Source organism: Phycobacter azelaicus (genome assembly GCF_014884385.1).
In the GTDB taxonomy this organism is placed as follows: Bacteria; Pseudomonadota; Alphaproteobacteria; order Rhodobacterales; family Rhodobacteraceae; genus Phycobacter; species Phycobacter azelaicus.
Genome location: NZ_WKFH01000003.1, coordinates 279,564 through 294,967, shown reverse-complemented (window position 1 = coordinate 294,967; position 15,404 = coordinate 279,564). Strand labels below are relative to the sequence as shown.

10 protein-coding genes are annotated in these 15,404 nt (G+C 56.2%); 7 read left to right on the top strand and 3 right to left on the bottom strand.

What is annotated here, in order from left to right; translation table 11 throughout:
- The first annotated feature begins 166 nt into the window (after positions 1-166).
- Positions 167-1,729: a putative bifunctional diguanylate cyclase/phosphodiesterase gene (locus INS80_RS02540; protein WP_192964094.1), complete on the top strand. Its 1,563-nt coding sequence runs from the start codon at positions 167-169 to the stop codon at positions 1,727-1,729.
- Positions 1,730-1,803: 74 nt separating this feature from the next.
- On the opposite strand, the gene INS80_RS02535 is transcribed toward INS80_RS02540, so the two are convergent.
- Positions 1,804-1,998: a SlyX family protein gene (locus tag INS80_RS02535; protein ID WP_192964093.1), complete on the bottom strand. Its 195-nt coding sequence runs from the start codon at positions 1,996-1,998 to the stop codon at positions 1,804-1,806.
- Between the two features lie 52 nt (positions 1,999-2,050).
- On the opposite strand from INS80_RS02535, the gene INS80_RS02530 reads away from it, so the two are divergent.
- The 4 genes from INS80_RS02530 (at position 2,051) to hisG (ending at position 6,307) form a co-directional block, all read left to right on the top strand.
- The gene (locus INS80_RS02530) at positions 2,051-2,893 is read left to right on the top strand and encodes a crotonase/enoyl-CoA hydratase family protein (RefSeq protein ID WP_226892539.1); all 843 of its coding nucleotides are present in this window, start codon (positions 2,051-2,053) and stop codon (positions 2,891-2,893) included.
- A 141-nt stretch (positions 2,894-3,034) separates the two neighbouring features.
- Positions 3,035-4,519, top strand: coding sequence for a histidine--tRNA ligase (gene hisS, locus INS80_RS02525; protein ID WP_192964092.1), 1,485 nt, complete (start codon positions 3,035-3,037; stop codon positions 4,517-4,519).
- Between the two features lie 4 nt (positions 4,520-4,523).
- Positions 4,524-5,612, top strand: coding sequence for an ATP phosphoribosyltransferase regulatory subunit (locus tag INS80_RS02520; RefSeq protein ID WP_192964091.1), 1,089 nt, complete (start codon positions 4,524-4,526; stop codon positions 5,610-5,612).
- Entirely contained in the window at positions 5,609-6,307 is a 699-nt protein-coding gene (hisG, locus tag INS80_RS02515) for an ATP phosphoribosyltransferase (RefSeq protein WP_192964090.1), read from the top strand. Before INS80_RS02520 ends, hisG begins: the two co-directional genes overlap by 4 nt.
- A 110-nt stretch (positions 6,308-6,417) precedes the next feature.
- On the opposite strand, the gene INS80_RS02510 is transcribed toward hisG, so the two are convergent.
- Positions 6,418-6,849 carry a DUF1489 family protein gene (locus INS80_RS02510; RefSeq protein ID WP_192964089.1) on the bottom strand — a complete coding sequence of 144 codons (432 nt, stop codon included), beginning with the start codon at positions 6,847-6,849 and terminating at the stop codon, positions 6,418-6,420.
- Between the two features lie 359 nt (positions 6,850-7,208).
- On the opposite strand from INS80_RS02510, the gene INS80_RS02505 reads away from it, so the two are divergent.
- Positions 7,209-9,503 carry an adenosylcobalamin-dependent ribonucleoside-diphosphate reductase gene (locus tag INS80_RS02505; RefSeq protein ID WP_192964088.1) on the top strand — a complete coding sequence of 765 codons (2,295 nt, stop codon included), beginning with the start codon at positions 7,209-7,211 and terminating at the stop codon, positions 9,501-9,503.
- 525 nt (positions 9,504-10,028) lie between these two features.
- A complete protein-coding gene (locus INS80_RS02500) occupies positions 10,029-11,015 on the top strand; it encodes a hypothetical protein (protein ID WP_192964087.1) in 987 nt (328 codons plus the stop codon).
- Between the two features lie 305 nt (positions 11,016-11,320).
- On the opposite strand, the gene INS80_RS02495 is transcribed toward INS80_RS02500, so the two are convergent.
- Positions 11,321-15,343: a hypothetical protein gene (locus INS80_RS02495; protein ID WP_192964086.1), complete on the bottom strand. Its 4,023-nt coding sequence runs from the start codon at positions 15,341-15,343 to the stop codon at positions 11,321-11,323.
- Positions 15,344-15,404: the final 61 nt, after the last annotated feature.

Sequence of the window (15,404 nt, the reverse complement as noted above, 5' to 3'; positions counted from 1 at the left end):
TCCGGACGGGACTCCTGCAGCGTTAGGAGGTGTCTAAAGCTTTAGGAAAAGAGGCCTTTCTGACTGAACAGGATGTTAGGAAAGCTCGTATAGCACTGGAGTGGAGTGCTATTTCTGGTGGAGCCACTGCGTGTCATCTTTCCTTGATCGGTTGAAGGAAAACTGGGTGTACCTGCTGATTGCGGCGGGTACGGCACTGACGTTTATGATCAGTGCCGAGCTTGAGCTATTCGAGGAGTTTTACGAGTTTAGTCGCGCTCACGAGGATTGGGAACTGGACGAGCTGGCGGTTCTTATCCTGAACTTGACAGCGGGTCTGATGGTGGCCTTGATCGTCAGATCACGCCAGCTGTCAAAGTTGGCGACAGAACGGGACAATGCCGAACGGCAGGCGCAGCAAGTTGCCCTCAATGATGCCCTGACGGGCCTTCCGAACCGTCGGGCTTTCATGGATCATCTGCAGTCCCTGGGTCGCACTGGGATGATCCAGGAGGGGATCATCATGATGCTTGACCTGGACCGCTTCAAGGCGGTTAATGACGTGCACGGACATGCATACGGCGACCTCGTCCTCGTGCGCACAGCTGAGCGGTTACTGGCTGAGTTGGAAGATGGCGATTTGGTTGCGCGCCTTGGCGGGGATGAGTTCGCTATCGCACTGGCGCCTGGGGCATCCGTTGAACGTGCCGAGAATATTGCTAAGCACATCTTGGCATCCGTATCGCAGCCGATCATTGAGAATGGTGTCCACCTTTCTATTGGGACCAGCATCGGGCTTGCTCGTCTCACCGCCGAACAGGTCCGGGCGAGTGCGCTGCAACGGGCCGATCACGCGCTGTATTCGGCCAAGAAAAGCGGGCGGGGGCAATTCGCCTGGTTCGACACCACCCTTGAAAAAAAGGCGCGCGAACGCAGGGCTTTGGAACTTGATTTGCAGCATGCCGTTGAAAACGACGAGATCATTCCGTTTTTCCATCCGGTTTTTGATATTGCCGGAGGCAGATTGCGTGGGTTCGAGGTGCTGGCCCGCTGGACACATGAAACGCGTGGTGTGGTGCCACCGGATGTCTTCATCCAAATTGCCGAAGATGTGGGCTTGATCTCCTCCCTAGGGTGGAGCGTCCTTCGGCAAGCCTTGATGACCGCAAAAGGCTGGAGCCCGGCCTTGCGTCTTTCGTTCAACGTTTCACCCACCCAGTTCCGGGACGGACACCTGGTAGAGCGGATAAAGGAAAGCTTAGAAGAAACGGGGTTTGATCCGGATCGCCTCGTCATTGAGCTTACTGAAGCCGCGATTATGTCCGATTTTGCAATGGCACGAGGCGCGCTAGCTGAATTGCGTGACCTTGGTGTTACCGTTGTGCTTGACGATTTTGGGGCAGGTTTTTCAGCTTTTTCCAACCTGCGGCAGTTGCCCTTTGACAGCATCAAGATCGACGGCAGTTTCATTTCCCACATTCAGGACAGCCCGGAAAACCAGCGTATCGTGGCTGGCATACTGGCTCTTGCGCATGGGTTGGACCTGTCGGTCATCGCCGAAGGGGTTGAAACGCCTGAGGAGTTGGATTTTCTGCAATCGGTCAATTGCCAGATGGGGCAGGGGTATCTTTTTGCTCGTCCCATGTCTGGTAAAGACGTGGAGTGGATGCTGGAAACCAAATGGTCCTCCCTGAAGATTGGGCGCGACACCATGGACCCTCCCGAACAGCGTTTCCCCAGAGCTGGCTAGGCCTTTCTGTTCAACGAGCTCTCTTCTGTTTGGCATAGGCGTAAATGCCTTTCCATGCTGTCAAGCGTTGGGCGTCAGTAATGCGGCGGCCGCTCGTCGGCGAAGATGACACCGCCGGTCCCCTCCTGCGAGCGGCTTGCCTCTCGCTCGAGCAGCATTTGCAGCCGATGGCCCAGGCGGTCCAGCTCGGCCTGCTGGCGGGCCACCACATCGCTGAGTTCGTCCACGGTGCGGGTCAGATGTGCGATCTGCTCTTCCAGATGCTGCATGATAGCTCTCCTTCGCTCCGCCACGTCATACGCCCACAGGGCTTGTCGGTCCATGGCAGAAACGACAGGCTATGCCTCGGGAGGACCGCTTATGACTGTGACCTGCGAAACCCGCGAGGGAACCACCACCATCTCCATCTGTCGGCCTGCAGCCCGCAATGCAGTCGATCCTGAGACCGCACGCGCCCTTTTTGAAGCCTTCCTTGCATTCGAGCAGGACAATGATGCGCGTGTTGCGGTACTGACTGGGCGAGGCGGATCTTTCTGCGCTGGGTTTGACCTGAAATCCGCAGGGTCCGGTGCTGCTGATCACTGGATTTCCGGCCTGGATATTCCCGATGATTGGTCTGACCCCATGAATGATCCCCTGCCGGGGCCAATGGGACCGTCGCGCCTAATGCTGCGTAAGCCAGTGATTGCCGCTATAGAAGGCGCTGCCGTTGCAGGCGGGCTGGAGCTTGCGGCCTGGTGTGATCTGCGGGTGATGGCGAGGGGTGCTATTGCAGTGGTCTATTGCAGGCGCTGGGGAGTGCCGCTGATTGATGGCGGCACGGTGCGCCTGCCGCGCATCCTGGGGCAGGGGCGGTCCAATGACCTGATCCTGACCGGGCGCGGGGTGGAAGCAGAGGAGGCGCTCTCCATGGGGCTGGCGGATCGCTTGTGCGCCGAGGGTGAGGCCTTGCAGACAGCGCAGGCTCTGGCGGCCGATTTGTCCCGCTTTCCACAGGCCTGCATGCTCGCCGATCACCTGTCCGCGCGTATGGCCCCGGTCGATCTTGCGGCGGCTCTGAGACGGGAGTGGCGCTCGCAGGGGGTCTTTGCGGCTGAGGGACGCGAAGGCGCCGCGCGATTTGCCAGTGGAAAGGGACGTGCGGGAGATTTCTCGGACATCTAAGTCGGGTCTTGCCTGCAGTGCATCTGTCGCAGCCGGGTCGCGTCGGCGCCCGAAGGCGCCGCGCTACCTTGCCGTTGTTACATCCATCGGCTAGACCGCGCGGCACAGATCAGACCCAAAGACACCCGTGAGGAGGCCACAATGGCCAAAGTCAAGAAACAACCACGTCCAAAGGCCGTAACGCCAAAAGGCTTCCGCGACTATTTTGGCGCTGAGGTCACTCAGCGCACGGAAATGCTGCAGACGATTGCCGGGGTCTATCATCGATACGGGTTCGATGCGCTGGAATCCTCCGCCGTGGAAACGGTCGAGGCGCTGGGCAAATTCCTGCCGGATGTGGACCGCCCGAACGAGGGTGTCTTTGCCTGGCAGGAGGCCGATGAGGATGGCAAGGGCGACTGGATGGCGCTGCGCTATGACCTGACGGCGCCCTTGGCGCGTGTTTACGCGCAGCACCGCAACGATCTGCCCACCCCCTATCGCCGCTATGCCATGGGTCCGGTCTGGCGAAACGAAAAGCCGGGGCCGGGCCGCTATCGTCAGTTCTACCAGTGTGACGCCGATACCGTAGGGACGGCCTCTATGGCGGCTGACGCGGAGATTTGCGCCATGCTGGCGGACACGTTGGAGGCTGTCGGCATTCCGCGCGGCGACTATCTTGTACGGGTCAACAACCGAAAGGTTCTGAATGGCGTGTTGGAGACCATGGGGCTGGCCGACGAGGGGCAGCGTGATGCGGTGCTGCGTACCATCGACAAATTCGACAAGGTCGGTGAAGAGGGCGTGCGCCAGCTTTTGGGCAAGGGGCGGCTTGATGCCTCGGGGGCCTATATCGATGGCGTTGGCCTCAGCGATGAGCAAGCCGCTCCTGTGCTGGCCTTCCTGACCTCCAAGGCAGCGGACACGGCAGCGACCCTTGCAAACCTGCGGGCCGCCGTGGGCGATAGCAAGATCGGAGCTGAAGGTATTGCGGAGCTGGAGCAGATCGGTACGCTGCTGGCAGCGGGCGGATATGGTCCCGACCGGATCGAGATCGACCCTTCGGTGGTGCGTGGCCTTGGCTACTACACCGGCCCCGTGTTCGAGGCCGAGCTGACTTTTGAAATTCTCGATGAGAAGGGCCGCAAGCGGCAGTTCGGATCGGTTGCAGGTGGCGGTCGCTATGATGGGCTGGTCAAGCGCTTCACCGGGCAGGAAGTGCCCGCCGTTGGGGTGTCTATCGGTGTCGATCGCTTGCTGGCGGCGCTTCGCGAAAAGGGACGCCTTGCGTCCGAGTCCACTGGCCCCGTGGTGGTGACAGTGATGGACCGTGATCGCATGGCAGATTACCAAGCCATGGTGACGGAACTGCGGGCTGCGGGCATCCGCGCCGAGGTCTACCTCGGTAACCCCAAGAACTTTGGCAACCAGCTGAAATATGCGGACAAGCGCCATTCCCCCGTCGCCGTGATCGAAGGCGGCGACGAAAAGGAACGCGGCGTGGTGCAGATCAAGGATCTGATCCTTGGCGCCAAGATCGCCGAAAGCGCGACGCTGGAGGAATGGAAGGAACGCCCCAGCCAGTTCGAAGTGCCGCGCGCAGATCTCGTCGCCAAGGTGCGCGAGATTCTCGACAGTCAGGACTAGGCCGATGCCCACACGCTCAGACACATTGGCCCGCGCCGCTCGGCTGCGGATGACTTTCGAAGCGGCCGGCGCGCAAGTGGTGGATCCGCCTTTGTTGCAGCCCGCAGAAACCTTGCTGGATCTTTATGGCGAGGATATCCGCGCCCGCGCCTATATCACCTCGGATGCCTTGCGCGGTGAGCAGATGCTGCGCCCGGATTTCACCGTGCCCGTAGTGCAGATGCACATGCGCCAAGGGGCAGAACCGGCTCGCTATACATATGCCGGCGAGGTCTTCCGTCGCCAGGAGCACGACCCGGATCGGGCCAATGAATACCTTCAGGTTGGCTACGAGGTCTTTGACCGGGAGGATCCAGCCGGCGCAGATGCTGAGGTTTTTGCCCTTTTTGCGCTGCAGCTGCGCGGATTGCCGCTTCGGGCGGCGACCGGCGATATCGGCATCCTGATGGCTGCGGTCGATGGGCTGAACACGACCGCAAAGCGCAAATCGGCCCTGATGCGGCACATCTGGCGCCCGCGTCGCTTCCGCAGCCTGCTGGAGCGCTACGCCGGACGCGCCGTCCTTCCGGAAAGCCGCAAGAAACTGCTGTCAACCGAAGGCCCGCTCAGTGGATCTGCCCCCGAAATAGGCAAGCGTCGCGCGGCAGAGGTGGATGCCCGTGTCGAGCTTTTGCGTGCCGATGCGGCCATGCCGCCGATCTCGGAGCACGAGCTTCTGGCCTTGGAGGCCTTGATGGCCGTGCGCGAGACGCTGCCATATGCGATCGAGCAGATGCGTGATATCGCTGTCGACCTCCCGTCGATTCTGCCTGCTCTGGACCGGCTTGAAGCGCGCACCGCCGCAATGAAGGCGCGGGGTATCGATGTCGAAAGTCTCGATTTCGAAGCTTCTTACGGGCGCACCTCGATGGAGTACTACGACGGATTTGTCTTCGGGTTCTACGCGGAAACCAAGCCGGGTCTGCCGCCGGTGGCCAGCGGTGGGCGCTATGACGCACTGACCCGGCAACTGGGGCAGGGGGACGAGATTCCTGCGGTCGGCGGCGTCTTGCGCCCTGACCTGATGCTGATGCTCGAGGAGGGCAAGTCATGAGCCTGAAACTGGGCGTGCCCTCCAAGGGGCGATTGATGGAGAAGACCTTTGACTGGTTCGCCAAGAGGGGCATTACCCTGTCCCGCACGGGAGCCGAGCGCGAATATGCCGGGGTTGTCGAAGGGGTCGAGGGCGTCGAGCTGGTCCTGTTGTCTGCGGGTGAGATCCCGCGTGAACTGGCGGCAGGGCGTATTCATCTTGGGGTGACTGGTACCGATCTCATCCTGGAAAAACTGCCGCGCTGGGAGCAGCAGATCGAAGAACTGGAACGGATGGGCTTTGGTTTTGCCGATCTGGTGCTCGCGGTGCCGCAGTTCTGGATCGACGTGGATACGCTGGACGATCTGGATGCGGTGGCAGCGGCGTTTCGGCAGACTCATGGCCACCGCTTGCGGATTGCGACCAAATATCACCGGCTCGTGCGCGAATTCCTGAACGAAGCGGGGGTTGCGGATTACCAGCTCGTCGACAGCCAGGGCGCGACCGAGGGCACGGTCAAGAACGAGACGGCCGAAATGGTGGCCGATATCACCTCGACTGGGGAGACCCTGCGCGCAAATCACCTCAAGCTGCTGAGCGATGGGTTGGTGTTGAAATCCCAGGCTACCCTCTGGCGCAGCCGTGAGGCAGATTATGGCCCGCAGGAAAAAAAGACCCTGAAGGACCTCCTTGCCTTGATCGAAAAGGCGGTCTGACCTGGGTGAAGCCGCCCCCGCGCCAGCGGGGGGCGAGCGCTAGGTGAAAATGGTATTTTAAGGCGCGTATCCGTGGCGGGACCGCTCGCCAGCTGTGCGGGCAACCGGCTTCAGAGAACACCGATATCGGCAAGGGCTTGGGAGAGTTCTGGCGGCAATGGCTCTTCCTGTTCGCGCCCCTCTGGCAGATCTGCCGGGGTTTCCTCGGGCTTGAGATAGCGCCAGCCCTGAAAGGGACGTTTTGGGGCGGTGTTCGTTCGATGGATCTCTGGCTCTAGCACGATAGCGCAGCGACGGATGCCATCGCTACCGATCACTTCGTCCAGCCGCATGATGCGCTGGCGGCACTGGATGAGCCCTTTGATGACCCAGTAGATGGAGCCGCCGTTCAGCAGCTCCGACTCGCGCTTGGGCCACATGCGCGTGACATGGCGAGGCAGCCCCTCAGGCAGTGTCCTGCGATACTGGGATTGCCAGGTGGCAAGCGAATCCACGCTTTCGGTGCCCACAGAGAGTTTGACGAGGTTCACATGTTTGTCCAAAGCGGCTCCCTTTGGTTTTGGCCCGTAGCGTTGAATCCAGAAGGCACACTTTAGACTTTCTGCAGCCGACGGCAACCTGACGCAAACTCCTTTGCATTGCGCGTCCAACAGATCGGTTTCACAAAGACCGCTCCGAACGGGCAGGTCGGATTTGCCGGGTGACTTATCCACAGTCTGCCCACAGAGTCTTCCCCGAATTTGTCATTATATGGTGTTTGCCTGCAGTCCTTAGCGCAACATATGGTGTAATCAACAGTAAAAAACTGTGTCTGAAATGTGAATTGGGCGTTGAGATGCGGTCAAACCGTGTAGTATCGAGAGCGCCACCCCACAACAAAAAGCCACAAGGGATTCGCTTTATGAGCCGCTTTGCTGCCCCCATCGCCGAGCAGATCTGGGACATGAAATACCGCTTCAAACAGGCGGACGGAACCCCGATCGATGTCACCGTAGAAGACACCTGGCGCCGGATCGCGCGGGATCTGGCAAGGGCAGAGGCCAAGCCGGATGTCTGGGAAGCCAAGTTCTTTGACGCCCTGGAAGACTTCAAATACCTGCCCGCGGGCCGTATCACGGCAGGGGCCGGCACGGCGCGGCAAGTGACGCTCTTCAACTGTTTTGTCATGGGCACCGTACCGGACAGCATGGGCGGCATTTTCGACATGCTGAAAGAGGCGGCCCTGACCATGCAGCAGGGCGGTGGCATCGGCTATGACTTTTCGACCATCCGTCCGCGCGGCGCGGATGTGAAAGGCGTGGCGGCTGATGCATCGGGACCATTGTCGTTCATGGATGTCTGGGATGCCATGTGCCGCACGATCATGTCCGCAGGCTCGCGCAGGGGTGCGATGATGGCTACAATGCGCTGCGACCATCCGGATATCGAACAGTTCATCACTGCGAAATCCGACCCGGCCCGGCTGCGGATGTTCAATATGTCGGTGCTGGTGACGGATGACTTCATGGATGCGGTGAAGGCCGATGGATCCTGGGATCTGGTCTTTGGTGATAAGGTCTATCACACGGTGCAGGCACGCGATCTTTGGAACAAGATCATGCAGGCGACCTATGACTATGCCGAACCGGGCGTGATCTTCATCGACCGGATCAATAAGGCCAACAACCTCTCTTATGTCGAGGAAATTTGCGCGACCAACCCCTGCGGGGAGCAGCCGTTGCCGCCTTATGGCGCTTGTCTTTTGGGCTCGATCAACATGGCGCGACTGGTGTCGAACCCGTTTGAGGCAAACGCCGAACTGAACCTTGAGGCGATGCAAGACTTGGTCGCTACTGCCGTGCGGATGATGGACAACGTCGTCGATGTCTCCAAGTTCCCGCTGGAGGCCCAGGCCGAAGAAGCCCGCAACAAGCGCCGGATTGGCCTGGGGGTGACCGGTTTGGCCGATGCCCTCTTGATGCTGGGGCTGCGCTATGGCTCGGACGAGGCGGCGCGTCAGACGGATCAATGGCTGCACCAGATCGCCCGCGCCGCCTATCTGGCGTCGGTGGACCTGGCCAAGGAAAAAGGCGCCTTCCCGCTGTTCGATGCGGAAAAATATCTGGCCTCGGGCAATATGATGAACATGGACGAGGACGTTCGCGATGCGATACGTGAACATGGCATCCGCAACGCCCTGCTGACCTCGATCGCACCCACCGGCACCATCAGCCTTTATGCGGGCAATGTCTCCTCAGGGATCGAGCCTGTCTTTGCCTATGCCTATACCCGCAAGGTTCTGCAAAAGGACGGCTCGCGCACCGAAGAGGAAGTGGTGGACTACGCGGTGAAGATGTACCGCGACAAGTTCGGCGCCGATGCAGAGCTACCCGAGTATTTCGTGAATGCTCAGACCCTTGCGCCCGCAGATCACGTCAAGATGCAGGCAGCGGCGCAGAAATGGATCGACAGCTCGATCTCCAAGACGATCAACTGCCCGGAAGACATCTCGTTCGATGACTTCAAGGACGTCTACATGCAGGCCTGGGATCAGGGTTGCAAAGGCTGCACCACCTACCGTCCCAACGACGTGACGGGTTCGGTTCTGTCGGTCAGCGAAAGCGCCGACACGGCGCCGGGAGAGACCCCAGACGCGCCCCACGAAAGCGATACGGAAAATGGTGCCGAAGTGGTTTACATGTCCGAACCGCTGGATCGTCCGCAGAGCCTTGAAGGTCATACCTACAAGCTGAAGTGGCCGGACAGCGAGCACGCGATCTACCTGACGATCAACGATATCATCATCAATGGGCACCGCCGCCCGTTCGAGGTTTTCATCAACTCCAAGAACATGGAGCACTATGCTTGGACGTTGGCGCTGACGCGGATGATCTCGGCCGTGTTCCGCCGCGGGGGCGACGTGTCCTTTGTGGTGGAGGAGCTGAAAGCTGTGTTCGATCCGCGGGGCGGTGCTTGGGTGCAGGGCAAATATATCCCCTCGATCCTGGCGGCCATCGGCGGTGTGATCGAAACCCATATGGTTGTGACAGGCTTTCTCGAAGGCGAGGGCATGGGGCTCAAGTCTGATCCCAAGGCCGAAGTGGTAAGCCTAAATACACCGCGTGGAAAAGCCTGTCCCAGCTGTGGTCAGTTCGAAATGCAAATGGTCGAAGGATGCATGACGTGCAGGAGCTGCGGCCACTCCAAGTGCGGCTGAAGGCTGTCGGGACTGGTCGTTGTGTGGTTGAAAGCAACTATTGGCCATTTTCGGTAGGAAATTGGCCTCTTTGAAAGCACAAAATGCCCACCGGCGTGAAAACCGGTGGGCATTCGCGTATTCTGCGGTTGTGGAAGGACGTGATAGCTCCATAACCAGTGGTTGGTTTTAATCGATCAGCCGCAAAAAACCTGCGGCAGTCTTGCCTAAGGAGCGGATAAATTCTTCGTCACCGTGTATCGACCCAGCGGAAGCTGCTCAGGTCAGGCCGCTAATGTGATTGCCTCGGCAGGCGCTCACCACAGTGCAACCGCTGACGAGATTGGATTTTGTATCCCAAAACGCTTGGAAAACCCCAGCCAAGCCATTCTGCTTGGTGCCAAGTTGAACAGAACGAAGGGGCGGGGAGCTGCGATTGGGATCAATGACCGCTAAGCACAAAATCTTGACCAAGCAGCGTGAAGTATAATCTGGCAGGTAACGCTTTGCGGATGAAATTACAAAAGCTCTATCGTAGTGTGAGACATGACTATTTTTGCCCTGACCCGACCTACAATTTATCAAGCTCCAAAAGGACTTAAGTTTGAGGAGCTCAAAACCTTTGTTCCTGATGCAGGTCGACGCCGCCTTTTATGCACGCCCGGCGACTTCGATACTCGTGCTGCGTTCTTGGGAACTAAAATTGAGGACCACTGGAGCCTCGAAGTAAAAGAAAGTTGGTTAGAAAATAAGGAGAGCATTAAAAGAGGTCTTGCACATGAGTTTGGTGAAAGTGAATTGGGAGATAAAATAGAAAGATTTATTGAAATTGACACGAAGCCTATGTCGGTAATTTCATATCACAATGATTTTTTTGCGCAGGTGCGTGCTGCATATGTGATGGGGCATTTTTACCCGTCATTAGTGGGAGCGTGTGCATTAGGTGAGCGGATACTGAATCACCTTATTATCGATATGCGTCCCATGTTCCAAAATACTAAAGAGTATCGAAAAGTTTATCGAAAGAACTCATTCGATAACTGGGATGTTCCAATATCTACGTTAGAGGCTTGGGGTGTTCTTCTACCTGAAGTGGTGAAGGAATTTAAACAGCTTAAAAAGTTGCGTCATCGATCAATTCACTTCAATACCAGCACCTATGATACATTGCGAGATGATTCTATTAGTGCAATCCTCCATATGCGCAAAATCATCGACTATCAATTTGGAACATGGGGTGCTCGCCCTTGGTTCATCGGCGGAACAAAAGGAAGCATGTTTGTGGCCAAGGATTTTGAGAACCATCCCTTTGTCCAAACCTATTTCGCCCCCCACTTTCCCTATGTTGGACCATTATTTGGAATGAGGAATGTCGAGGGTAAAGGTCTGGAAGTGATGGATGTCCCGGATTATGGTGATGGTGAGTGGACAGATGAAGAGTTTGCGCAAGAGTTTAACGATCGAAACAAGGAGCAAGTAATAACTAAGCCGCCTAAAATGAGATGGTCCGAAGAAATGCCGCCTTCCACATAGCTCTATTGCACTCCATCCAAATTCTTGATGGATGCTCATGTGTAAAGCAGACTTTGACTTCGGACCGCACCAATCTTGAATTCGGGCCGTGGGTGACAACGCTCCCCAGCTGCGGAGGCTCATCGTTCTATACACGTGCGAGGGCTCACTGGTCGCAGCATGAAAATAAACATTAGGACAACTTCTCATCGTCAAACTCAGCGCGGCAACCACCCTCCAAAAAGCGAGGGGCGCGAAGGTTCCGATTTTCGTGCGAACAGATGGTTCGGTCTTCGCGCTTCTACGACTCTCGCAAGATTTCGGAATCATTCGAAAGTTTGTTCTCTAGCCGCATCTTCCGCTTTCTCCCGCTTTTTTTCTTTTTCCGAAACCTCTTTTGCAAAGGTGAGAAGCTTTTCGGTTGCGGCCACTATTCGGGCATCCTCACTGTTCAATAGCTCACTCAGTGCGGCAGCTCTTTGTTCAATGTGCACCGACCTATTTCCAGACCATGAGCTTGGGCTTAGATGAAGGCCAAATCGCCCGATAATCGCCTCCGGTTCTGGACACAGTCTGACAAGTGCTTGCGCTTGTTCCGACAACCTCACGCCACCTTCTTTTTCCTTCTCAAAAACGGAAATAGCGTGGCCAATAAGTCTCCACCGGCGGATGTCGTTTCCCTTGCTGCACCAATCAGCCAATTCTGTTGGGTCGATCCCGTCCAAAGGAGCGTTTTCCCCGAATGAGTTGTCCACCCAGTGGAGCTCTTCATCGTCTTTCCTGCCAGCATATGACATTAGTCGGTCCAGGAAGGCATCTGGCCGTGCTTTCGCAAGCACTTGTATTGCCTTTTCGTAGTGCGGGAAGAGGCCATATCGCCTTTCCATTCTTGAGAAGAGGCTATCCAGTAGTTCCGCTTCTACAGCGTCATTGTCGTGGTAAGCTAATGCAGAGGTTAATGTCTGCTCGAGATCGTAGTCCCTTGTTCCTCCTGGATCGCTCTCATCGCTTCTCATTGCGACTGCAGAAGCCTTGATAGCCAGCGCTCGGAGGTCTTGGCCGAGGGTATCAACCGAGCGGTCAGCTCCATGCAGCATCATACTGAAGGCATGCAGAAGGACAGATGCGCCACCCTCTTCAGCCAATACTTTTTTGGCCAGCCTGCTCTTATCCTCTTTACTTATAGAGGCGGAGCTATCCCGCCATAGCAAGGTATCCACGCCCCACAGTTCGAGACCTATCGCGTCGAAAACTCGCTCGCATCTATGAAAGTCCTCGCGAGAAAAATTATCAGCTGGAATGAGCCCTACTGTTCTGTGTCGAAGATGCTCGTCTTTAGCGCTTTCATCCAAGATTGCTTGGGCCAGATCTGGTTCGACCTGCGATACCTCTCGGAGAAAACCGGACAACACGCAATCATTGAAGTTCGTGCAACCTAACGCTCTTATACGCTTTACGAGATTGTGCCAGAGCCCAAGTCGATCGCTGGATGCTGCCGCCAATCCACGCCCGAAAGAAAATCGATTGGGACCGTGAGCTTGCTCGAAGAAATCATCCGCGACAGCGTCAAATACAGCGGGATTGGTTGCTACGTCCCGACCAAGCTGAAACGCCTCTTCGACAAGCCGTTTTCGAGACGATTCATATTTTTGCGGATCGTCGTGATCGAACTCTTCATCCAAGGCGAAGATACGATGCCCTTCCGCGAGTGCGATAGCCCGAACTCGTCCCTCCAGGTCTGATGGGGCAAGTAGTTCGCATAGCTTGACCAGCTCTCGGTCTTCTTTTGCCGTCCGTCCCGATCGACTTGATCGCAGCGTATCGTAGTGAAGCTTGCCCTTCACGGCGCGCCAGCCTTCTAACCATCCACCATCTGCATGTAATTGTTCGCCAAGCTCGACCAGCACTGGTCGCAGGCTTTCGACAGTCCACAACCCACTAAATTGCGCTGCGATGATGCGTCGAGTTGGCTTGCGATCAGCGGGAATGCTCGAGAGCGCCATTTGCGCGGCAATAGTCAGAAACGTAGACAGCCAAGTAAATGCTTCGTCGCCATAAGGTCGGGCCCCATAGTCACGTGGACGTGCGCCAAACTCTATATCTATCAGATTTGTGTTCCCAAAATGTTGGGTTTCAAGTCCCGACTCCAAGCAATCGAGGGCAAATGCGTGCCTTTTACTATCCGCCAGGCAAGTCTCAAGCACGTTAACACGCTGTTCAAGCGTTGCATGAGTTCCTGACCCACGGATTTGGAAGAATCCTTGGACACGTTTTCGAGCCCCATCTGATCGATCTTCGCCACTCTCCTCATCCGCAATTTTGAGGAGTAAGGAGGCGGATCTGTCAAAATGTTCCGGCTCATAGGCGATCTTGCCGATCAGTGAAATCACACGCCGAAGTTCCGTTCGCTTATAGATATCATTCACTGCGGCAATAATTTCAGCTTCTTCGCTTTCAAAACGTGCCAGAACGGTTTCGCAGTCGATTGGAGCAATGTTGTCTAACATCGTCGCCCCAAGTTTATTGAGCTGCATTACTTTGGGTAGCAGGCCAGTCGGTTGAAGCCATCGCCTCGCGATTGTTCGCGCTTGAGGGCTTGTATGTAGGAAACCAAGTCTTCGGCTGAACGATTTCAGCATTCGTTCTCCGGCGTTCTCTTCGAACGTTCGCAGAACATCGTCAATCGGGATGTGCCGCAATGCATCGGCTGCCAACCGGTTCGCGATTGCGTGGGGCAGAACCGCGCGCCAGCGACCCCGCTTTTGCGCGATTTGCCGCTCGAGCAGAGTGTTTGACGCGCGCCCCATTCTCCGTCCGCTCACCTCACACAGGTCACCCAAGACGGCAAGTTCGTTGACACCCTCTTCGTCTTCTGCCGTTGAAAAAGAGTAGACTAAGGACAGGACTTCCGCCTGTTCCCGAAGGTTTTTGTCAGCCTCGTGTCTTTGTTCGAACAATCTCTCAAAGAGTTCTTCGTCGGACAAGCCAGCCAGACTGACGTTGTCAGGCAAGGCATCCGCGAGAGCCAGGGCAAGCCGAGCATTTCCGCCTGAGAAATCCGCAATACGCCGTGCGTTAAGAATGCCAAGCTGAGGATATCGCCTTGCGACCAATTTCTCTGTGATCTCAGTTCCGCGCGGGGTCAATCGCACCACTTCCGTGGTTTGTGGCGTATCGTCACGGATATCGTATTCAATCGTGATCAGTTTAATCGATGACTTCGTCCGAGCGATCCGGTTGGCTATGAATGAATGTTCTTCCTTTGCACAGTTGTCGAGCACGACTATTGCGTCTCTTTTCTCAGCAATCAGTGAGTCAATTAATACGTTTGCCGATGGCTCTACGCCGAAGCCAATATCTCCGTAGATCACCTTGGTGCGATCAAGCGTTTCCGTTTCCAACCCTTCTTCAAAAAGAGCCTGAACAAACCGGGTCTTACCAACCCCTGACAACCCTGCGACCCTGATAGATTTCGAAGAGGTCACAATCAGGTCGCGGACCGCGGGTATCCCTTCAGCTATTGACAGATCGGAGTTCTTTCCGGGAAGCGATACATATAGCCCTTCTCCGACGATCAAGGTGTCGTCAGAATTACACGGGACATTCGTCCAACGCTCAAATGGTCTCCATCCTGTGAGCGGTTTTCCCAAAGCACGGCGAACCCATAGCTGGACGGATATATGCTGACGAAGCCACTGATGCAGTGTCGACCGATCAAAGAAATCCAATTCAACGGAATTTGGCGCAACAAGTTTATCTACTTCGGCAGACATGAGGCTGCGCCGTTCTGCCAACTTGATAGGCGCAAGGTCATCTTTCAGACTGACGATGATGTATGCGCCACAAGATTTAGCTAAATCTTGAAATAGATCCTTGCTGGTATCCTTGCCTGAAATCTCTTTCTGTATGGCAGCCTGCGCCATGGATGGCACTTTAGCCTGAAAGACCGTATCCCTACGTCTGATAAAATCTCCGGTAAAGGTGCTGTCTTTGACTGTTACGCGAACGTCGACACCGCCATCCGCCGCCGTAAGACTCCCACCCCATCGAACGCTGCTAATTGCATGGTTTTTTGCGCCGATTTCGGCCTCACAAAGGCGTGCAATCAGCTCCTCTAACTGACCATCATCAAGGCCAAGAAGGTCATCTTTTTCGATCTCGAAAATAGGCATTTTCTTCTTAATATCCAGTTTGAACGAATGGGCTTGAGTTTGGTGGTTAATACGCCATTGGATGTGTGACGCTTTAGGCAGATGAACGCATTCAAAGCCCGATGAAACTCCTACGGCTAATCGTTGTATTGAACCTACCGCGTTGAAAATGCGACGTAAAGGCGCTGGCAGAGTCAAGCGGTAGACTTGAAATCGCGACTACTGCGTATGAGGTGGGCACGCCCAAAGAGGCGTAAGG

What these genes read in the sequence shown, in the direction of transcription:
- hisS (WP_192964092.1), top strand. Translation starts at nt 3,035, where the DNA reads ATGGCCAAAGTCAAGAAACAACCACGTCCAAAGGCCGTAACGCCAAAA.
- hisG (WP_192964090.1), top strand. Translation starts at nt 5,609, where the DNA reads ATGAGCCTGAAACTGGGCGTGCCCTCCAAGGGGCGATTGATGGAGAAG.
- INS80_RS02505 (WP_192964088.1), top strand. Translation starts at nt 7,209, where the DNA reads ATGAGCCGCTTTGCTGCCCCCATCGCCGAGCAGATCTGGGACATGAAA.
- INS80_RS02500 (WP_192964087.1), top strand. Translation starts at nt 10,029, where the DNA reads ATGACTATTTTTGCCCTGACCCGACCTACAATTTATCAAGCTCCAAAA.
- INS80_RS02530 (WP_226892539.1), top strand. Translation starts at nt 2,051, where the DNA reads ATGGCAGAAACGACAGGCTATGCCTCGGGAGGACCGCTTATGACTGTG.
- INS80_RS02520 (WP_192964091.1), top strand. Translation starts at nt 4,524, where the DNA reads ATGCCCACACGCTCAGACACATTGGCCCGCGCCGCTCGGCTGCGGATG.
- INS80_RS02535 (WP_192964093.1), bottom strand. Translation starts at nt 1,998, where the DNA reads ATGCAGCATCTGGAAGAGCAGATCGCACATCTGACCCGCACCGTGGAC.